Source organism: Ruegeria sp. BA2 (assembly GCF_056539605.1).
The window spans coordinates 12,365-31,879 of the sequence record NZ_JBQFVE010000019.1; the positions used below are offsets into that span (position 1 = coordinate 12,365).

Annotated in this window: 18 protein-coding genes; 15 read left to right on the forward strand and 3 right to left on the reverse strand. The window is 55.0% G+C overall.

Annotation, left to right across the window (positions count from 1 at the left end; all coding sequences use genetic code 11):
- Nucleotides 1-81: 81 nt before the first annotated feature.
- Both ACR0NN_RS23405 and thrC read right to left on the reverse strand, forming a co-directional pair.
- On the reverse strand, nucleotides 82-870 hold the full coding sequence (locus ACR0NN_RS23405) for a hypothetical protein (protein ID WP_170646505.1): 789 nt from the start codon (nucleotides 868-870) through the stop codon (nucleotides 82-84).
- On the reverse strand, nucleotides 867-2,366 hold the full coding sequence (thrC, locus tag ACR0NN_RS23410; protein ID WP_480685648.1) for a threonine synthase: 1,500 nt from the start codon (nucleotides 2,364-2,366) through the stop codon (nucleotides 867-869). The genes ACR0NN_RS23405 and thrC overlap by 4 nt, the downstream gene beginning before the upstream one ends.
- On the opposite strand from thrC, the gene ACR0NN_RS23415 reads away from it, so the two are divergent.
- The 9 genes from ACR0NN_RS23415 (at nucleotide 2,351) to ACR0NN_RS23455 (ending at nucleotide 13,398) form a co-directional block, all read left to right on the forward strand.
- A complete protein-coding gene (locus ACR0NN_RS23415) occupies nucleotides 2,351-2,944 on the forward strand; it encodes a helix-turn-helix domain-containing protein (RefSeq protein WP_170646503.1) in 594 nt (197 codons plus the stop codon). The two genes, thrC and ACR0NN_RS23415, sit on opposite strands and share 16 nt — an antisense overlap.
- Before the next feature lie 263 nt (nucleotides 2,945-3,207).
- Entirely contained in the window at nucleotides 3,208-4,767 is a 1,560-nt protein-coding gene (locus ACR0NN_RS23420; RefSeq protein ID WP_170723435.1) for a trimethylamine methyltransferase family protein, read from the forward strand.
- A 172-nt stretch (nucleotides 4,768-4,939) separates the two neighbouring features.
- Nucleotides 4,940-7,390 (forward strand): GcvT family protein, encoded by a 2,451-nt coding sequence (locus tag ACR0NN_RS23425; RefSeq protein WP_170723434.1) that lies wholly within the window; start codon nucleotides 4,940-4,942, stop codon nucleotides 7,388-7,390.
- 14 nt (nucleotides 7,391-7,404) lie between these two features.
- The gene (locus ACR0NN_RS23430; protein WP_170723433.1) at nucleotides 7,405-8,403 is read left to right on the forward strand and encodes a GlxA family transcriptional regulator; all 999 of its coding nucleotides are present in this window, start codon (nucleotides 7,405-7,407) and stop codon (nucleotides 8,401-8,403) included.
- A gap of 260 nt (nucleotides 8,404-8,663) precedes the next feature.
- Nucleotides 8,664-10,010 (forward strand): dimethylsulfonioproprionate lyase DddP, encoded by a 1,347-nt coding sequence (dddP, locus tag ACR0NN_RS23435; protein WP_170723432.1) that lies wholly within the window; start codon nucleotides 8,664-8,666, stop codon nucleotides 10,008-10,010.
- A gap of 86 nt (nucleotides 10,011-10,096) precedes the next feature.
- Nucleotides 10,097-11,758 carry a BCCT family transporter gene (locus tag ACR0NN_RS23440; protein ID WP_480685651.1) on the forward strand — a complete coding sequence of 554 codons (1,662 nt, stop codon included), beginning with the start codon at nucleotides 10,097-10,099 and terminating at the stop codon, nucleotides 11,756-11,758.
- Nucleotides 11,759-11,822: 64 nt separating this feature from the next.
- The gene (locus tag ACR0NN_RS23445; RefSeq protein ID WP_480685653.1) at nucleotides 11,823-12,743 is read left to right on the forward strand and encodes an ABC transporter substrate-binding protein; all 921 of its coding nucleotides are present in this window, start codon (nucleotides 11,823-11,825) and stop codon (nucleotides 12,741-12,743) included.
- Between the two features lie 98 nt (nucleotides 12,744-12,841).
- A complete protein-coding gene (locus ACR0NN_RS23450; RefSeq protein ID WP_480685655.1) occupies nucleotides 12,842-12,970 on the forward strand; it encodes a hypothetical protein in 129 nt (42 codons plus the stop codon).
- Nucleotides 12,971-13,044: 74 nt separating this feature from the next.
- The gene (locus ACR0NN_RS23455) at nucleotides 13,045-13,398 is read left to right on the forward strand and encodes a GFA family protein (protein WP_170723430.1); all 354 of its coding nucleotides are present in this window, start codon (nucleotides 13,045-13,047) and stop codon (nucleotides 13,396-13,398) included.
- Between the two features lie 96 nt (nucleotides 13,399-13,494).
- On the opposite strand, the gene ACR0NN_RS23460 is transcribed toward ACR0NN_RS23455, so the two are convergent.
- The gene (locus ACR0NN_RS23460; RefSeq protein ID WP_480685657.1) at nucleotides 13,495-13,779 is read right to left on the reverse strand and encodes a winged helix-turn-helix transcriptional regulator; all 285 of its coding nucleotides are present in this window, start codon (nucleotides 13,777-13,779) and stop codon (nucleotides 13,495-13,497) included.
- A 213-nt stretch (nucleotides 13,780-13,992) separates the two neighbouring features.
- Here ACR0NN_RS23460 and ACR0NN_RS23465 point away from each other — a divergent pair, with 213 nt between their 5' ends.
- From ACR0NN_RS23465 to ACR0NN_RS23490, 6 genes are all read left to right on the forward strand, one after another.
- The gene (locus tag ACR0NN_RS23465; RefSeq protein ID WP_170510850.1) at nucleotides 13,993-14,601 is read left to right on the forward strand and encodes an NAD(P)H-dependent oxidoreductase; all 609 of its coding nucleotides are present in this window, start codon (nucleotides 13,993-13,995) and stop codon (nucleotides 14,599-14,601) included.
- Complete coding sequence (locus tag ACR0NN_RS23470; protein WP_170723429.1) at nucleotides 14,588-15,307, forward strand: glutathione S-transferase N-terminal domain-containing protein; 720 nt, start codon at nucleotides 14,588-14,590, stop codon at nucleotides 15,305-15,307. The genes ACR0NN_RS23465 and ACR0NN_RS23470 overlap by 14 nt, the downstream gene beginning before the upstream one ends.
- 3 nt (nucleotides 15,308-15,310) lie before the next feature.
- Nucleotides 15,311-15,964, forward strand: a complete 654-nt coding sequence (locus tag ACR0NN_RS23475; protein ID WP_259462648.1) for a DsbA family oxidoreductase — start codon at nucleotides 15,311-15,313, stop codon at nucleotides 15,962-15,964.
- Between the two features lie 199 nt (nucleotides 15,965-16,163).
- Entirely contained in the window at nucleotides 16,164-17,354 is a 1,191-nt protein-coding gene (locus ACR0NN_RS23480; RefSeq protein ID WP_170723428.1) for a low temperature requirement protein A, read from the forward strand.
- Nucleotides 17,347-18,309: an ion transporter gene (locus ACR0NN_RS23485; RefSeq protein WP_170723427.1), complete on the forward strand. Its 963-nt coding sequence runs from the start codon at nucleotides 17,347-17,349 to the stop codon at nucleotides 18,307-18,309. Before ACR0NN_RS23480 ends, ACR0NN_RS23485 begins: the two co-directional genes overlap by 8 nt.
- A gap of 176 nt (nucleotides 18,310-18,485) precedes the next feature.
- Complete coding sequence (locus ACR0NN_RS23490) at nucleotides 18,486-19,193, forward strand: IS6 family transposase (RefSeq protein WP_170723426.1); 708 nt, start codon at nucleotides 18,486-18,488, stop codon at nucleotides 19,191-19,193.
- The last annotated feature ends 322 nt before the right edge of the window (nucleotides 19,194-19,515 follow it).

Genomic DNA, 19,515 nt, shown 5'->3' on the forward strand with positions numbered 1-19,515 from the left:
GAGGTCAACTTGACGCAAGACATAATAGTGTTCGAAGAATGATCGTTCTCAACATGGCCTGGCGCGTTGGTCGATGAAGACTCAGGCGTATCGCAAATCTGCGGCACTAATAGATATGTCGCTGTGCCTAGCTAGTGCCGCAAATTTATCTCGCCTGACCGAAATTAGCTTCTGATACGACCAAAGCGCGAACATCGTTGGATCGATATCACTGTCTCGGTCTCCGGCCATTTCTGAATACTCGCTCCAATATTCAGAAAGCAGGTCTGGAGGATAGTAAATTGGTTTTGGGTTCTCAACGTACCTGACTATCAGGTTCTGGACGAGTTCATCGCTCTCCCTAAGCGAAACGATGAGGAACCTTTCTTTCAAAGCAGAAAATGTGGGATCACCAGCCGCAAACAATTCGCAGAACGACCCGCTTGAATCAGCCAGAACTGGCTGATCGGATTCCAGGCTAAGAAGGCCTTCGACTGCGGTGAGTTCAGCCTGCCTATGAAAGTTCTGCCGTTTCACATATTCGTTGAATTCAATCCCGCCTCTGTCTGGGTCTCCAGGCATCCCCAAATAGGAAGTCAATGGCGCAAGCGTGTCCTTGCACAATTCGTCGTCCAAGTTGAGAATGCCCAGTTCCTGCAGCCTGGACAGCATAGCTCCCTTGCTGACCTCGGCATTGAATGCGTCAAGTATCTGCTTGCGCAAATACTGCCTTTGGATTTGGGCGTCTATCGACACATAGCGCCACGCCCCGGATTGGTTCAAAAAGCTCGAAAGGAGCGTCTTTCCAATTCCCGACATCCCGATCAGAAGTATGTCACGCGGTTCACTCAGAAGAGATTGAACTTCCGGGGTTACACACGTCAGCTTCATGGTGTTGCGAATTTTCCATCAATCACACTTTGCACCGCTTCAACCGTCGGATCGACGGTTGCGAACTCTTCTTCGCGGGCAAACAAGGCTTCCAGCCGCGCCGGAGTTTCTGGGAGTGTTCCAAGCGCTTCTTCAACTGCCGTCGGGAATTTTGCCGGATGAGCTGTTTCAGCGACAACAATGGGTCCGTTAAGCGTTGCCCTCAGCTGATGCGCCGCGAAGTAGCCGGTTGCCGAATGTGGGCAAATGATCTTGCCGAATTGCTTATGGATCTGGCGCATGGTGTTTAAGGCATCATCTTTGCCGCATTTCATCGCATCGAAATCTTTGGTCAGTCTTGAATGCTCGGATTGCGAAAGTTCGTAAATGGACTGCTCAGCGAGCTGCTTTTGCATGTCGCGCGTTGTGTTCCCGTCGCGTCCTTTCAGGATCCACAGCATACGCTCAAAGTTGCTGGAAACCTGAATATCCATGCTCGGTGAGATCGTCGGTATTGTCTCTGCCTTCGACATCATACCAGTCTCGAAAAGCCGGGGGAGGACATCATTTTCGTTCGATGTGACGATCAACTTCCCAATGGGAGCGCCCATTTGCTTCGCGATATAGCCCGCAAAGACATTTCCAAAATTCCCGCTGGGGACAGCAAAGTTCACGGGTTGGCCGCAATCGTTGTGGATTTTGACCGAAGCGTAAATGTAGTAGGACGTCTGAAGGAGGATCCGGGCCAGGTTGATCGAATTCACAGCCGTATAGCTATATTCTTTGGCAACTTCGCTTTGATACAGGTTTTTGACTATGCTTTGGCAGTCATCAAAGTCGCCTCGAACGGAAATTGCCTGAACGTTTGCGGCTCCCAGGCAAGTCATCTGCTTGCGTTGAACATCAGAGACGCGGCCCTCCGGAAACAGAATTACTGCATTGGCTCGCGAACGTCCCGCAAAGGCATTTGCGGTGGCTGCGCCAGTATCTCCCGACGTTGTGCAGAGTACGGTCGCGCGCTTGTCAGTGATTGTGAGTTCCCGATCGATCGTTTCCGCCAAAGGGGCGAGGGCGTAATCCTTGAAAGCGAGCGTGGGGCCATGGAAAAGCTCCATGCTCCACATCTGGTCATCCAGGCGAGACAGAGGTGGGCCATCATTGCGTTCGAAACCGGCCAGCGCTTTTCTTATGCCTGCGGTGAAGTCGCACTGTTGCCACTCAGCTCCGCCAAACAGTGCCAGAACATCCGATGCAATCTGGTCGTAGGCCCGCCCGCTCAGCGTGGCCAATTCGCTGGATGTAAGTTCGGGCCAGGCCTCAGGCACGTAAAGACCGCCATCTTCGGCAGTTCCACGGCTTAGCAACTCTCGGAGAGATCGAGCGGGTGCGTTCCCGCGAGTACTTGAGTAGAGCATGGCATTTTCCAAGATTTCTAATATTGTGGATTTAGCAAGACCTCTATCGTTCGTAAACAAAAAATCTAATATAGTGGAACTACGGAATGAACACACCTTCACCTACACCTGAAATCGGGAAAATTATGAAGGAAGCCAGGAAATCGCTGGGCCTGACCCTTGAGCGACTCTCTGAGCGTACAGGGGTGTCCCGATCAATGCTATCCGCCATTGAGAGGGGTGCCACCAACCCGACCTTTTCCATAGTCTGGGCCCTTTCTCAGGCACTTGGCGTTGACCTTAGCTTGCTTGAGGGCACGCCTGGTGGCGAGGATCCAATCGAGCATCTTCATCACTATTCCACGCCGATGCAGCGAAGTGCGGACGGTAAATGCGAGATTTATATGCTGAGCCCGCGACGCACTGTTCTTCCCGTAGAGTGGCACAGGCTTCTCATGAAGGTCGGAGCAGAGCTTGATTCAAAGCCCCATGCGCCTGGAACCTTCGAGCACCTGACCTGCCTGTCCGGCTCACTGTCGGTAACGGTCGCTGGACGAACTGTTCGGGCTGAGGCGGGCGATACATTGCGATACCGCAGTGACTGCAATCATCGCATTAACAACGAGGCGGATGGAGAAACGGAGGCCATCCTTCTCGTGGCTCAGCCGACTCAATATCAGGAACCTACAGCGTCAGTTTGAGAAGGCCTACAAAATGTATTGACTGAATCATATTGATTTTCCAATATACCGCATCTCGTGCGGCATATTGGAAATCTAAAAGTGAAACATCAACTGGTACCTCCAAGTAATAGCGGACTTTTCCGTTCGCGGGCCCACGCAGGATTGAGCGACGAATCGCGGTCAGGTTTCTTTGCCTGCCGCCGTAAGCAGCAAATGACTTGAGGCGTAACGCCCAATCCACTCGTTCTCAGGCTTAACTCCGGCAATGAAGGTGCTATCGGATGACAACTGAACAACTGGCCCAGAAAGCGCGCGGGCGCCGTGGGCGTCGCCGTGATGGCGGGGTACCAGCCCCGGCAATCGTGCAGCGCCCGTTCGCGCAGCTTAAGCGTTCCTATCCTGCCGTTGAGCTGATTTCGGATGATCAGGTTGAACACATTCACCAGGCATCCCTGAAACTGCTTTCAGAAACCGGCCTGGATGTCTTGCATGACGACGCGCGTGCAGCGATGAAAAAAGCGGGGGCTGATGTCCGGGACGGTGAAGAACGTGTGCGCTTCGATCCTGATCTGATCAACGAAGCCATTGTAAGCGTGCCGTCTGAATTCACGCTCCACGCGCGAAACGCCCAGCACAACGTGACCATGGGCGGAAACAACATTGTATTCAACATGATGGCAAGCGCGCCGAATTGTTCGGATACGGATCGGGGCCGGCGCGCAGGCAATCAGGAAGATTTTCGCAACTTCCTCCGATTGGCCCAGATGCACAACGTTCTACACGTGACGGGTGGGTATCCGGTGGAGCCTGTCGATATTCACGCATCTATCCGCCATCTTGACTGTATTCAGGATTACATCACGCTGACCGACAAGGCCTATTGCATCTACTCACTTGGTGAGGAGCGTGTCTCCGATGCAATCGAGATGACGCGGATTGCCCATGGTCTGACGCTCGACCAGATGCGTGATCAGGCCTGTATGTTCTCGATCATCAACACGAACTCTCCTCTCCAGCTCGATATTCCGATGATGCAGGGCGTGATGGCGTTGTCCGAGATGGGCCAGCCTGTTGTGATCACACCCTTCACGCTGGCAGGGGCGATGGCGCCCGTTACGATTGCGGGTGCCGTCACGCTGCAAAACGCCGAAGCTCTGGCGGGTGTGGCCTTTACCCAAATTGTGCGGCCAGGTGCGCCGGTGATGTATGGCGGCTTCACGTCCAACGTGGATATGAAGACCGGCTCGCCAGCATTTGGCACACCGGAATACATGAAGGCGCAGCATATCGGTGGACAGCTGGCGCGGCGCTACGGCATTCCGTATCGCTCTTCGAATGTGTGCGCGGCCAATACGGTTGACTCGCAAGCGGCGTATGAGGCGGTCTTCTCGCTTTGGGGTGCGATCAATGGCGGCGCCAACATGCTCATGCACGGGGCAGGGTGGCTCGAAGGAGGGCTGTGCTGCTCGTATGAGAAGGTGATGCTTGACATCGACTTGCTGCAGATGGTCACGGAATTTCTTCAGCCGGTTTCGACTAGCCCGGAAGACCTTGCGCTGGAAGCCATCAATGAGGTTGGGCCAGCGGGTCACTTCTTTGGCACTGAACACACCCAGGCGCGTTATCGCGACGCCTTCTATTCGCCAATCCTGAGTGACTGGCGCAACTTTGAGACCTGGCAGGAGGCCGGATCGCCGATTGCGATTGGGCGTGCCAACGCAGAGTGGAAAAACCGCCTTGCCACCTATGAGGCCCCGGCCTTGGACCCGGCGATCAGGGACGAGCTTGACGCCTTTGTCGTCAAGCGCAAGGCCGAGGGCGGTGCTGCCACGGATTTCTGACACTTGCAGGTTCGCCAGGACGGTCGCGACAACCGGGATCGTTCCGCTTACCAGCAATCCACTGCAAAGAAGAGAACCCCTTTTCACCGAGATAGATGCTTTGGGTCAAAACGAGGAGCGCGCACCCAAATGCAGTCAGAGTGAAAGCTGAATTCCTGAGGAAAAACGAAATATGCCTACTATTCAGACCGACGAGTCCACAGGCGGAAAGAAACTGCCGTCGCACGCCAAAGTCGTTGTTATTGGCGGCGGCGTTGTTGGTTGCTCGATCCTGTTCCACCTGGCCAAGTTCGGTTGGAAGGATGCGGTCCTGCTTGAACGTGACGAGCTGACATCCGGCTCATCCTGGCACGCGGCCGGCGGTATCCACACCATCAGCTCGGATCCGAATATCTCGCGCCTGCAATCATACACGATCAATCTTTATAAAGAGATCGAAGAACTGTCCGGGCAATCCGTTGGTCTACATCAAACTGGTGGCTTTTATGCCGCCTCGACCAAGGAATGGTATGATTACCTGAAGGGCGAGCGTTCGAAAGCGCGCTACATGGGGCTGGATCAGGAATTCATCTCGCCCAAGGAACTGGCCAAGCGTCATCCGCTGATCGATCCGGACCACTATCACGCGGTTCTGTGGGACGCACAGGACGGCCATCTGGACCCGTCCGGCACGACCTACGCTTTTGCCAAGGCGGCCAAGGCGCATGGCGCCCAGTATTTCACCCACTGTGGCGCCACCGATATGACACAGCGCCCCGATGGCAGCTGGGACATTGTCACCCCCAAAGGCACGATCAATGCAGAACATGTCGTGAACTGCGGCGGTCTGTGGGCGCGTGAGGTGGGCCATATGGCGGGCCGTCATCTGCCGGTTCAGCCGATGGAGCACCACTACCTGATCACCGAGCGCATGGACGAAGTCGTGAACTTCGGTCAGCAGCTACCGCACGGCATCGACTTCGAGGCCAACGTGTACTGCCGTCAGGAAGGGCAGGGCATGTTGCTGGGTACTTATGAAGCCCAGGCGACCCCGTGGAAAGTCGGCGGAACGCCCTGGGACTTCGGTCATGAATTGCTGCCGCCGGATCTTGATCGCGTGGCAGATCGTCTGGAAACCGCGTTCGAGCGTCTTCCGGCTATGGCCAATGCCGGGATCAAGGATGTGATCAACGGTCCGTTCACTTTTGGCCCTGATGGAAACCCGCTGATCGGCCCTGTTCCGGGCATGAAGAACTACTGGGTGGCGGTTGGTGTCATGGCGGGCTTCTGCCAGGGCGGCGGCGTGGGCCTGACCCTTGCGGAATGGATGATCGACGGCGAGCCATCCATCGATGTCTGGGCGATGGACGTGGCGCGTTTTGGAGAGTTCGCGACACCGGATTGGGGTACAGTCAAGTCGTCGGAAAACTACGAACGCCGGTTCGTGATGACCTTCCCGAATGAAACCCTGCCCAAGGGCCGCAAGCAGAAGACCACCGCGCTTTATGATCGCATGATCGCCAAAGGTGCGGTGATGGATCAGGGTTTCGGCCTCGAAAACGTACTCTGGTTTGCCGATGGCCCGGAAGATGCGCATGAGGTACCCTCGTTCGAGCGCAACCGGTCTCACGATTATGTCGGACGGGAGATCAAGGCCGTGCGCGAGGCCGTAGGTGGCATTGAGATTGCCAACTTTGCCAAGCATGAGTTCAAGGGCGAGGGTGTTCGCGAATACCTGAACCATATCCTTGCCGGGTTTGTTCCCAAGCCCGGACGCCTGGCTCTGACGCCGATGCTGACACCCAAGGGCAAGCTTTACGGCGACCTGACGGTGGCTTGCCTGGCCGAGGATCACTTTATGCTGTTCGGCTCGGGCGCGATGCAAGAGGCACACCGCCGCTGGTTCGAAAAAGACCTGCCTGCGGGCATTTCTTATGCCAACGTTTCAGACGACTGGCACGGCATTGCATTGTCTGGCCCGAAATCGCGAGACCTGCTGGCCCGGATCACGCGGGACGATGTTTCAGCCGAAGCCTTCAAGTTCCGCGACCTGCGCCAGACCTTTGTCGGCGGCGTGCCGGTGATCATTAACCGGATCAGCTTCTCTGGCGAATTGGGCTACGAAATCTATTGCAAACCGCAATACCTGATGCGCCTGGCAGACGCCATCGAAGAGGCCGGCGCCGATCTGGGCTATCGCTGGTACGGCGCGCGTGCGTTGCTGTCGATGCGACTCGAGAAGGGCTGGGGTGTCTGGACGATGGAATACCGTCCCGACTTCGACGCTGTCGAATCCGGCATGGATGTCTTCATCAACTGGAAGAAGGACTTCGTCGGCAAAGAAGCAACGCTGAAAGCCCGCGATGAAGGGGTCTCGCAGAAGTTGGTGACAATGACCATCGACGTCGAGGGGATCGACGTGGCCCATGACGAGGCGATCCTGAAAGATGGTGAACCGGTCGGCTACGTCAGCTCGGGCGGCTATGCGCACCATGTCGGCAAGTCGATGGCGATGGGTTACGTCGCAGCCGAGTTCGCACTGCCGGGAACGACGCTTCAGGTGGAAATTCTGGGCAACTTCTACGACGCGCTGGTTCTGGCAGGACCAATCTACGACGCCAACGGCGCAAACATGCGTTCTTGATCAGGAGAAAAACCATGGGGCGGCCAGAGAAAGACATAGATGTGGTTCTAAGTGAACTTGTTGAGGTGAACCGCTTCGTATTCTTATTGATGCCCGGGTTCTCGGCATTGGAACTGGGATCCGGCATCGACTCTCTGGCCGCCGCCAACGAAGCAATGGGTAAGGCCTTCTTTCAGTGGAAAACAGCCAGCGAAACGGGCGATAGCATAAAATCTTCTTCAGGGCTGACAGTAGCAGTCGATAGTGCCCTGCCTGATGTGCACCGTGAAGATTGCATCGTTGTTTGCTGCGCCTTCAATTCCCAAAACTACTCTAAGTCAGGAAGGACTGCGGCTTGGCTAAGGCAAGCCGCAAGACTAGGAGCACGACTATGCGGTCTAGGAGGTGGTGCACTGTTTCTCGCCCGGATCGGCATAGCGATCGAAGGGCCCATCAGCGCACACTGGAGAATGAAGCCTGTCTTTGAGGAAGGCTATCTGGATCTGGAGCCTACCTGCACAATTTTTGAAGAGGCTTCAAATATCGTCTCCTGCGGGGGAGGTGCCGCCACTCTGGACCTTTTTTCTGCGTTGATCCGCCAAAAAGCAGGTCCGGAAGCCTCTAGTCAGGTTGCTGACCAGCTCCTTTGTGGGTCTATGCGTGACGGAAATTGCCGTCAGAGTATCTCCAGTCTTTATGGTCCGAAACACCGGAACGAAAAGCTATCCAAAGCACTGAGTTATATGCAGGAAACCTGGGAAGAGCCTGTTTCACCGTCGGTTATCGCTCGTCAGGTTGGGATATCGACACGGCAACTTGAAAGGTTGTTTAGCCGATATCTGGGAATGACCCCAAAAACCTACATGATGGTTCTAAGGCTCGAGAGGGCACGCGTATTGCTGCAGCAAACCCAGATGCGCGTGATCGACGTTGCTACGGCCTGCGGATTCTCAACACAAAGCGTGTTCTCCAAACACTACAGAAGGCACTTCGGCATAGCGCCTCGAGAAGAAAAGGTTGTGCTTGCGCACTAGCTTCGGAGAACGGCGTTGCAATCAACTCAGACAACACTGGTCACTACGGAACTAAACTGTGACGGCGGCAAAGCAGAACACAGAACGATCTCTTATGCCTTCGGTGTCCCGGTCAATAATACCGCAGAAAATCGCACCCCGCTTACGACAATGGGGGGACTTCGCAGATCAAGCTATGAACGCAGCTTGAATGAAAGGCCGCGCAAGTCGGGACGCGGCTTTTCTTGCTTGCAATCAAGCGTCTGAAAGGAAATCACAAAATGAACACCCATTACAGTGATCGGCGCAAGATCGACCCTAGCCAGGGCGTTCGTCTTGGCGATGGGACGGCAAATGACGGCGACCGGGTCGAGATTGGGCCGACCGCACTTGCCCATGCTGAATGGCGCGAGGCGGGGTTAGCGTTGCCCGACCTGACCGAGATGCGCAAGGCCCGCCACAAGCGCCTGACCGACGCCATCGTGGCCCGCGGCTATGGGGGTCTGCTGATGTTCGATCCACTGAACATCCGCTATGCGACCGACACGACGAACATGCAATTGTGGAACACCCACAACCCGTTCCGGGCCTGCCTGCTCTGTGCCGGCGGATACATGGTGCTTTGGGACTACAAGAACGCGCCTTTCCTCGCCGAGTATAATCCGCTCGTCCGCGAGAGCCGATCTGGCGCTGACATGTTCTATTTCGCCCGTGGCGACCGGATTGGGCCAGCGGCCGACGCCTTCGCCGCTGAGGTGGCTGATCTGCTGGCCACCCATGCGCCGGGCTATACACAGATCGGGATCGACAAGATCCAGCCTGCGGGACTGGACGCGATCCGCCGAGCGGGGCTGGAGTATCGCGACGGCGAAGAAGTGACCGAACGCACACGGGGCACTAAGACCGAGCACGAGTTACGCGCCATGCGCTGCGCCATACATTCCTGCGAGCGTTCGATGGCCGCCATGGAAGAGTTCGCGCGCGCAGAAATTCCAAAGGGCGGGGTGACCGAGGACGATGTCTGGGCCGTGCTCCATGCCGAGAACATCAAGCGTGGCGGCGAATGGATCGAAACACGGCTGCTCACCTCGGGGCCACGCACGAACCCGTGGTTCCAGGAATGTGGGCCCCGGGTCATCGCCGAGAACGAGATCCTCGCCTTCGACACTGATCTGATCGGGCCATATGGCATTTGCGCGGACCTCAGCCGTACATGGTGGATCGGTGACGAACTGGCGCCGAAACATATGCGCGAGAGTTACGCCGAGGCCGTCGAGCACATCCGCTACAACACGGCGCTCCTGCGCCCCGGCCTCCACATGGAGGAGCTGACACGCTCATTGCATGTGCTGCAGGACAAGTATCAGGCGCTGAAATATTCCTCTCCGATGCATGGTGTGGGCCTGTGCGACGAATGGCCATTGATCGCCTATCCCGACCGACTGGTGGACGGCGCCTTCGACGCCATTCTCGAACCTGGGCTGACGCTGTGTGTCGAAGCGCTGGTGGGTGAGGTCGGCGGCGACCACATGGTCAAGCTGGAGGATCAGGGAGTTGTAACTGAAAGCGGGTTCGAAACGATTTCGACCTACCCGCTCGATAAGCGCCTGATGGGAGAAACGGCCTAGCTGGCATTCGCAATATCCAAAGGCCGCCAGCAAACCCATGACACGGTCCGCTGACGGTTCAAAATTAGCATACAATGGAGGAAAGTATGAAACCACCTTTAGGCGAATTGGACATTCCAGTTTCAGAGAGCGGCTTTTATGAAGGGTTCTCGAAGAACGTTGCCGTGTCCGCGAAAATCCTGGTGGGTTTGCTCATCGTGTGGGCCGTGGCCTTTCCGGAGAGTGCTGCAGAGACACTAGGAACATTGAATGGCTTCATTCTGGCGAGCTTTAACTCTTGGTACATCTACGCAGTATCGTTTTTCCTCATACTCTGCCTTGTTCTGGCGGCATTGCCGGCTTCTGGCAGGCTTCGGTTGGGTCAGGACAATGAAAGGCCTGAATTTTCGAATTTCTCTTGGTTTTCAATGATGTTCAGCGCCGGGATCGGCATTGGGATGCTGACCTTTGCGACAGCCGAACCGATTTACCATTTTCAAAACAACCCCCACGTGATTATGGGAGACGTGCCCGCTCAGACGGCTGAAACCGTAAGGTCAGCTTATATCTGGTCATTTGCGCATTGGGGGTTATCGGCTTGGGCATGCTATGCAATTGCCGGGCTGGGGTTCGCGTATTTCTCATACCGCAGGGGCCTGCCACTTACGGTGCGCACCGCGCTCATCCCGCTTTTCGGCAAGTCGCTTTCGGGCCCAATTGGTCATGTCATCGATATCGTAGCCGTAGTGGCAACTATCCTGGGCGTTGCCCAGACCCTTGGCTTTGGTGTCGAGCAGTTTGTAGCCGGCCTTAACCGGATTGGTTTCGGTGACTGGTTGCTGGTGACCGATGAGGGAGGAACACAAAAAGCGTCCTTTGCTGCCATCATCTTCGCCCTTGTGGTTATCATGGGTGCATCGACCCTGTCCGCACTTTCCGGTGTCGGCAAGGGGATCAAATGGCTCTCCAATATCAATATGGGGCTGAGCTTTTTCTTGTTGGCGTTCTTCCTGATTTTCGGTGCAACATTCTTCAGTCTGCAGGCCATGTTTGTCGGTATCTGGGACTACCTGCTGGCACTGCCGGGAATCAGCTTTACCGTCTGGTCAGATGATGGAACCGAAACGGGCGCCGCACTCGCCGGCTGGCAAGGCGGCTGGACGGTCTTTTACTGGGCCTGGTGGATCGCGGTGACCCCATTCGTTGGTCTGTTTCTTGCCAGGGTTTCGCGAGGGCGCACAGTGCGCGAGTTTGTGTTGGGTGCAATGCTTGTCCCGGCAATGATGTGTTTCATCTGGTTCGCCTTTGTTGGCGGTACGGCCATCCACCTTGAACTTACAGGTGAGGCTGGGGGCTCGATTCTGGGCGCGGGAATCTCAGACCAGCTGTTTGCGACACTGGCCGTTATTCTCAACGACAATCTGACATGGGTCTTCTCAGTTATCGTTGTGGTACTTCTTTTGACATATCTCGTGACCACGGCAGACTCCGCTGTTTTGATCGTAAATACAATCAACGCCGCGGGCGATGACGGCCCGAAAGCCAAGCCGCACATCTATTTCTGGGGTGTCGCCCTGGCACTGGTGGTCGGAGCCCTGCTTGTCATTGGGGGTCTGGGAGCCATTCAAACCGCGATGGTTATTGCGGCTTTGCCATTCAGTTTGGCGATGGTTCTGATGGGCTTTGCACTGATCAAAGCGATCTACAACGATAGCCGAAGAATTGCCGAAGGTGTACCGACCACCGCCCCGGCATCTGCTGCGGAATGAAACCTGATAGTGATGAAAGGACTTCGAGATGAAAACGCGTAAATCTTTTGCAGCTATCAGTGTGGTGTCCGCGGTAACTGCCGCTTCTACGGTCTCGGCGGCCGACATGGTCATTGGGGTCCCGAACTGGCCATCGGGGGAAGCCACCGCACATATTCTGAAGGTTGCCTTGGAAAGTCGGCTGGACTTGGATGTCGAATTGCAGGACAGCACCAATGCAGCCATGTTTGCGGCTATGGATGCCGGAACTTTGCATGTGCACCCTGAGGTCTGGCTGCCCAGTCTCGACTACCTTCGACGGGAATATGTCGACGGCCGAAAAACGGTTCAGGTAAAGTCCAGTGGCCCCAAGGGGGCGCAAGGAATGTGCGTGACAAAGGGCACGGCGGAACGCACTGGTATCACGGATATCAAGCAGCTTTCCGATCCGGAAATGGCTCAGAAATTTGATAGTAACGGAGACGGAAAAGGTGAAGTCTGGATCGGCGCTGAAGGTTGGACTTCCACTTCCATCGAACAAGTCCGTGCACGTTCCTACGGCTATCACAAGACTATGAGCCTCAGGATCATGGATGAAGCCGACGCCTTGGCAGAACTGGGGGCTGCTGTCGGACAGAACGAGAATGTCGTATTCTATTGTTATCAGCCGCACTACATGTTCGAAGTGCACGACCTTGTCGTTCTGAGCGAGCCAGCGCACGTAAGTTCAAAGTGGATTATCGTGCCGCCCAACTCGATCCCGGGCTGGTTGGAGAAATCGACCGCCGGCGTCGCCTGGGATACTGACGATCTTCATGTCAGTTATGCGACCAGTTTGGAAAGCGCGCAGCCTGATGCCGTCGCAATGCTAAGCAATGTCAAGTTGGAGACCGAGATGCTCTCGGAAATGTCCTTTGCCTTGGCGGTCGAGAAAAAGGACCCCGAAGCATTTGCAAAGCAATGGGTTGAAGACAACTCGGCTGTTGTCGACAGTTGGTTCCCGTAGTGACATACGTTTCCAAGAATGCTTCAGGCGGTAACGAATTCCAAGCTTGGAAGTGAATTCCGCTAGAGTGTTTGATACCCTTACGCCTTCCGGTCCAGATGACCGGAAGGCTGGCAATGGCGCTGATCGGCTTTGCTCTGATCAAGGCAATCATCAACGGTAGCCGCAGGAACGCAGTTGGACTTACCTCTACAGTTCCGGATACAGGCCCAATTGTGGCCGAATAAAAGTGTGAACAATCCTTGAGTGACTACAGATCGTTTGTGGGCGCTCTTTCCGCACTCAACCGGTGGAGTGAAAGGTGAAAAAATTCCAAGGCAGCTGTCATTGCGGTTCTGTAAAATTCACGTTTTCGATACCCGACATCGATCATGCAATGCGATGCGATTGTTCACTATGTTCCCGCAAAGGCATGGTGATGAGTGCAACGGTTATCCCGCCTGAAGAAATTAAGATCAGGTGTGAGCAGGGTGTTCTGTCAACTTACCAATTTGGCACAGAAACGGCGCGGCACTATTTTTGCAGTCGCTGCGGAATTCATACATTCGTCGAGACGCGACTGAACCCGGGCCACTATCGAGTTAACCTGGGATGCATAGATGAGTTGGACGCTCTTCGCCTACCTGACATAATCTATGACGGAAGAAATCTCTGACGCGACCAAGACGTCTGAAGGGAACTGTACACATCAAAATCGAGTCGTTGCATTTTGACAAACGGCGATCAGAAGAAACTAAAACACACACCGATGCTATCGATTCAAACCGTTGGGTAACTCCTCACTCCACTTTCGCAGTTCATCGAGAAATCCAAGCGCCGTGCAGCCAAACTTGGTAATGGAATATTGAACGGAAATAGGGGCAGTATCCATCACTTGCCTCGCAACCAAGCCCTGCTCCTCAAGTTGACGCAATCGCTCGGTGATCATCTTCTTGCTTGCCCCGCCGATCATGCGCGACAGATCGTTGAAACGCACAGGACCATCTTTGAGGTGCCACAAGATAGACCCGGTCCATTTTCCGCCAATGATCCGCATACCTCGTTCTATTGCACATGGCTCCACACAGGCCTCCGAGACCAGTCGGCGCCCTTTGGCATCTTCGTCAATCCGCGCTCGCATCGTCATCCTTTAGCTTAGGCAACTAGGTTACCAAAAGTATACTAGTTGATTTCCAACACCTGTACCATCAAATGCTCTCTGAGCCCGAAGAAAGTCAAGGGTTCAAGATTACACAAATAGGATATGGACATGAGAAAAATCCTGATCGTGAACGGTACTCAGCCCTACGAATTCGCCCCCGGGCAGTTGAACGCCAGCCTAACGGAGCGCGCGCGCGACATGCTTACCGCAATGGGTCACGAGGTACGCGTGGCAACTGTCGCCGACGGCTATGACGCGAATGCTGAGGTTGAGGCGCACATGTGGGCCGATACGGTCATCATGCAGTTTCCGGTGAATTGGATGGGCGTTCCGTGGGTTTTCAAGAAATACATGGATGAAGTTTACACCGCTGGAATGGATGGGCGGCTAAGTACCGGTGACGGTCGGACGGCAGAAGCACCGAAGGCCAATTATGGGATGGGAGGTGCGCTGAGCGATAAGACTTACATGCTTTCAGTGACGTTCAACGCCCCGAAAGAAGCGTTTAACAATGAGGCCGAACCGTTCTTTGCCGGTGGTAGCGTCGATGATTTGCTGCGCCCGATGCACCTGAACGCAAAGTTCTTTGCGATGCAGCCGCTTCCGACCTTTGCGGCATTTGATGTAATGAAGAACCCGGAAATCGACACCGATTTCGCTCGATTTGACGCGCATCTGAAAACCACGTTTGCCGAGGTTGAACATGTCCCAGCCTGATATCCATCTCTACACCGCCGGTACGATGAACGGTTACAAGCCGGTCATCTTTCTGGAAGAGGCAGGTGTCCCTTACGACCTGACTCACATCAACTTTTCCAAACAGGAACAAAAAGCGCCGGATTATCTGGCGCTGAACCCGAACGGAAAGATCCCGACCATCGAAGACCGTTCGGAAGGGCGCGCGATTTTCGAATCCGGCGCGATCCTGTGGTATCTGGCCGAGAAATACGGAATATTTCTGCCATCGGACCCGGTCAAACGGTCCGAGGTCATGCAATGGATGCTGTTTCAGGTTGGGCACGTAGGACCGATGATGGGACAGGCGATGTATTTCCAGCACATCGCTGCGCCTAATGGCCATGAAGAGCCCTTTTCAATCCGTCGCTACGTGGACGAAAGCCGCCGCTTGATGGAGGTGATGAACTCTCGTCTGGACGGGCGCGAATGGATTGCTGCAGACGAATACACCATAGCTGACATGATGCTGTTCCCATGGGCGCGTGCATATGTCTGGGCAAGGGTAGATGTGTCGGACCTGTCGCATCTGAACGCCTGGTTCGACCGTATTGACGCCCGGCCGGCCGTGCAACGGGCGTTGACCATCCCAAAGGCCAACCCCCAATTCTGGGATACCAACGCAGATGCCAGCGCCTTTGCTAAGGAAAACGCGTCGCGCTTTTCCAGCGATGTAAAAGGAACCTGAACCGTGCAAGCTGCTCTGCCCATTCGCGTCGATATCGTGTCAGACGTTGTTTGCCCTTGGTGTGTGATCGGCTACCACCAACTTGCCAAAGCTGCGCGCGACACCCAGACCGAACTAGATATCCATTGGCATCCATTCGAGCTGAACCCGCAGATGGCCGAGGGTGGCGAGAACCTACGCGAACATCTGGCGGCAAAATACGGGACCACTTTGGAAGGATCGATCAAGGCGCGTGCCCGCCTCAGCGAGATGGGCGCAGCACTTGGGTTCAAGTTCAACTACGCCGATGACATGCGGATGTATAACACCTTCCGAGCGCATCAGTTGATTGACTGGGCAACGGAACTAGGAAAAGGCCACGAGATGAAGCAGGCACTTTTTGCGGCCTTCTTCACCCGTCGCGAGGACGTCTCGGACATGCAGGTTCTCGCCGACGCGGCCGCAGGCATCGGGCTGAACCGCGTGGATGCGCTAGACATGTTGCAAAGCCAAGATCGGGCCAATCACTTGCGCCAAAAAGAGCAATTCTGGATCAGCCAAGGTGTTCGGGGCGTGCCTGCAATGGTGTTCGATCAACGTCACCTCGTGACCGGTGCGCAGGGCGAGGAAAACTACGCCCGCATCCTGCTGCATCTACGAGACGACAGGGCCGCGTGACACCAGTGAATACCAGGCACTTCCGGCGCAAAAAAACCACGATCGGACAGGTGTCGCCCGGCCTGCCATCGCTGAACAACCATTGTGGGGGTTGCATGACGTAAGTCTCCGCGACAACCTTCCTCTTAAATTAAAAACTCAGTCGGAGTGGCCGCATGCCGGCCGCTACAGCCCTTCAACTTGGAAGAGTTCCTAATTTATGGCACTGCATGATCACCCCATCTGGCGGAAGCCGCAACATCACCAAGACCTCGACCACGCGCACGACCATGTCCACTGGGCCGAGCTGTTCTACGACCTGATCCACGTCGTGACGATCTTTCTATTGGGCAATTACCTGTCGCATCATCTCGATCTGCATGGGTTTCTTGTGTTCGCCGGAGTCTTCATAACGCTCTGGTACGCTTGGGGCGAACTCAGCATATTCAACTCGATCTACGTCAGTACCGACTTTTGGCATCGGCTGATTATGGCCGTGATGATCTGCACGGTGATGTTCATGGCAGCGGCGATCCCGGCTATTGACGGAAATGGTTGGGTTTTCTTCGCGTTAGGATTTGCTGCGAACAGGGCCATGATCGCGGCGCTGTACTATCGAGCCCGGCGGGCCAATTCATCAGGCGAGTCGATGTCGACGGCCCAGATCCGCAATTTCTCGGTCTTTGCGGTGATCTTTGCGATTGCAGCCTTTTTGCCTGCTCCTCTTGCTTACTGGGTGTTTGCCGTCGCAATGGTGGCCACGCAGGCAATGTATATGATCCCCGGTGTCACAGTCCTGCGTTTCGAGAGGTTTGTCCCGCGTCTTGGCCATATGGCTGAACGGTTTGCTCTTTTAACGTTGATCGTATTAGGCGAAGGGTTCTTCAAACTGGTCGTCACCCTGTCCGAAAAAGGAATTTACAAAGTATCACCGGACGTACTCGTCAACTTCGTCATCGGTGGCGTTTCGATGTTCGTGATGTGTTGGATCTATTTCGACTTTGTCGGCAATGCCAAACCAAAAGACAAAAAGGTGTCGACGTTGGTCATCTGGTGGCTTGCGCACCTGATTTTGATGCTTTGCGGCGTCATGGTCGGCGTGGCTCTTGCTGCCGAGGTCAAAGTCGGATTTTGGGAGCCATATCCAACCGAATATGCCGCCATAGGCTGTTTCGGTCTTGCCGGTTACATTGCCATGCTTTGGGTGCTTCAAAACGTCATAGAACATCGTTTGGCGTCGGATTTCGGGCGATGGGACGTGCGTGTATTCGGGATAGTGCTGGCAATCATCTGTTTCTTTGTCGTCCCACATGTCCCCTCTTTGTTAGGCAATCTGATCTGGGGGACAGCTTTGCTATCGCAAATCGCGATCCCCCTGACGCGCGCCTGGACGCAGTTTCGACATGAGTGAGGCACTTACAAGTTCAGGCTATCTAAAAAGAAAAGTCTATTGGTGGCTCGAGCGCCCGGACCGGGCGGCCACCGGTCCCTGGTTGCTTGAAATAGCTCTAATTGCCCTAATCACGCTGAACGTGGCCGCCGTTATCCTGGAAACGGTTGACTCCATATATTTCCGTTGGGGCCTCGCTCTGAACCTCTTTGAGGGTCTTTCTCTGTTTGTCTTCGTGGTCGAATACGCGGCAAGGCTGTGGGTCGCCACTGAAAATCCAAGTTACAAAACGCGCGCTGCATGGGCCGTCTCCCCGATCGCCATCATCGATTTACTAGCGATTTTACCTGCGCTGCTCTACTTGATCTTCCCGGTTGACCTGCGTCTGCTGCGTACCTTCCGCATGTTGCGACTGCTTAAACTCACGCGGTATTCCCCCGCGCTCGGCATGCTGCTTGCTGTGTTTGAGGAAGAGGCTGGCGCCTTTTTTGCAGGTTTCTTCATCCTGATGGTGATGCTGATTTTTGCGGCCAGTGGTGCTTGGCTGGCCGAGCACGAAGCGCAACCGGATGCCTTCGGTTCGATCCCCGCAGCGATGTGGTGGGCGATGGCAACGCTGACGACCGTTGGTTATGGCGACGTGACGCCCGTGACAGTTGCCGGTAAGATCTTCGGCGCTGCGATCACCGTGATTGGCATCGGTATGGCTGCGTTGCCTGCAGGGATCATTGCCAGCGGCCTGAACGACCAATTGCACCGCCGACGGGCCAGCCTGGAACGTGAATTTCGAAAGGCCTTGGAAGACGGCGATATCTGCGAGGCCGATGAGAAAGAGATTGACTCAGTTCGCAAGCAATTGGGTCTCTCGCGCCGCGCTGCCGATCATATCCGAAACCGCGTGCATGCCGAAACAATATCACAGGTCGATCACTGTCCCACATGTGGTCAGCCGACCAAGCAAAAGGCCAAGTCGTGAACGCCAGCATCGGACTGCTTGTCTACGGAGTTCGAGATTTGCGGGGAAAAACTGTCTGTCAGTTCTTTAGCGTGCGCTCTTTCGTTGATCCCAAAAATCGGAGTCAATGAAACTGAAAAGGTCTTGTCAGAAGAACTTTGGTTGAGCGAGTTAGGGTTGTTGCGTAGCTTTTGCCCATGACCAATCCGGCCTCTTTCAAGTACTTCAAAACCAGCCCAGAGATCATCCGCATTGCAGTGATGCTGTACATCCGTTTCCCGCTCTCGCTTCGGAACGTCGAAGATCTGTTGCACGAGCGAGGCATCGACGTGAGCCACGAAACCGTCCGATATTGGTGGAACAGGTTTGGTCCAATGTTTGCAGCTGAGATCCGACGGAAGCGTGTTCAGCAACTGCGCGCCTTCTCCAAATGGAAGTGGCACGTTGACGAGGTTTTCGTGAAGGTGAATGGCAAGCGGCATTATCTTTGGCGGGCTGTTGATCACGAAGGTGAGGTGCTGGAAGCCGTTGTCACCAAACGCCGAAACAAAGCTGCAGCACTGAAATTCCTCAAGAAATTGATAAAGCGGCACGGTTGCGCCGAAGAGATCGTCACAGATCGCTTCGCTTCCTACAAGGCTGCGCTCAGAGAAATGGGCGCGCTCGAAAAACAACAGACGGGCAGGTGGCTCAACAACCGCGTCGAGAATTCGCACCTGCCGTTTCGACGACGCGAACGCGCGATGCAACGTTTCAGGCGCATGCGAAGTTTACAGAAATTCGCCTCCGTCCACTCTTCCGTCTACAACCACTTCAACCAGCAAAGATCGCTAAGCAGCAGAGATACCTTCAAGCTGACACGCACCGCCGCTCTCGCCGAGTGGCGTCAACTTTGTTCCGGATAGGTTCGCGGTTCCCGCGGCACACTGAGACTGGTTCGAATTCGTCTGACAGCACCTTCCTGAAGTTCTTTTCGCGTATTTGCCAGAACTTCCTCGGGTATCTGAGATGCCACATATGCAGGGATCGGTTCCTGCACATGAAGCACTGTGAATTCCGCATCGGCATTTGCCAGCAAACGAGCAGCTTCAAATGTGATCTCAATTCGCGAGGCTGAGTTGTCGACAAATGTCGCTGATGCGCAGAAACCGGATTTGCAAAGTCTTGGCTCTGTGCAGAAAACCGAAATTAAGCTTGATCAGCGAATACTCCGACCGCAGCAGTGAT

Coding starts and splice junctions, on each gene's coding strand:
- ACR0NN_RS23485 (WP_170723427.1), top strand. CDS start 17,347: ATGAGTGAGGCACTTACAAGTTCAGGCTATCTAAAAAGAAAAGTCTAT.
- ACR0NN_RS23405 (WP_170646505.1), bottom strand. CDS start 870: ATGAAGCTGACGTGTGTAACCCCGGAAGTTCAATCTCTTCTGAGTGAA.
- ACR0NN_RS23465 (WP_170510850.1), top strand. CDS start 13,993: ATGAGAAAAATCCTGATCGTGAACGGTACTCAGCCCTACGAATTCGCC.
- ACR0NN_RS23450 (WP_480685655.1), top strand. CDS start 12,842: ATGACCGGAAGGCTGGCAATGGCGCTGATCGGCTTTGCTCTGATCAAG.
- ACR0NN_RS23420 (WP_170723435.1), top strand. CDS start 3,208: ATGACAACTGAACAACTGGCCCAGAAAGCGCGCGGGCGCCGTGGGCGT.
- ACR0NN_RS23480 (WP_170723428.1), top strand. CDS start 16,164: ATGGCACTGCATGATCACCCCATCTGGCGGAAGCCGCAACATCACCAA.
- ACR0NN_RS23430 (WP_170723433.1), top strand. CDS start 7,405: ATGGGGCGGCCAGAGAAAGACATAGATGTGGTTCTAAGTGAACTTGTT.
- ACR0NN_RS23470 (WP_170723429.1), top strand. CDS start 14,588: ATGTCCCAGCCTGATATCCATCTCTACACCGCCGGTACGATGAACGGT.
- ACR0NN_RS23460 (WP_480685657.1), bottom strand. CDS start 13,779: ATGCGGATCATTGGCGGAAAATGGACCGGGTCTATCTTGTGGCACCTC.
- dddP (WP_170723432.1), top strand. CDS start 8,664: ATGAACACCCATTACAGTGATCGGCGCAAGATCGACCCTAGCCAGGGC.
- ACR0NN_RS23425 (WP_170723434.1), top strand. CDS start 4,940: ATGCCTACTATTCAGACCGACGAGTCCACAGGCGGAAAGAAACTGCCG.
- ACR0NN_RS23415 (WP_170646503.1), top strand. CDS start 2,351: ATGAACACACCTTCACCTACACCTGAAATCGGGAAAATTATGAAGGAA.
- ACR0NN_RS23440 (WP_480685651.1), top strand. CDS start 10,097: ATGAAACCACCTTTAGGCGAATTGGACATTCCAGTTTCAGAGAGCGGC.
- ACR0NN_RS23490 (WP_170723426.1), top strand. CDS start 18,486: ATGACCAATCCGGCCTCTTTCAAGTACTTCAAAACCAGCCCAGAGATC.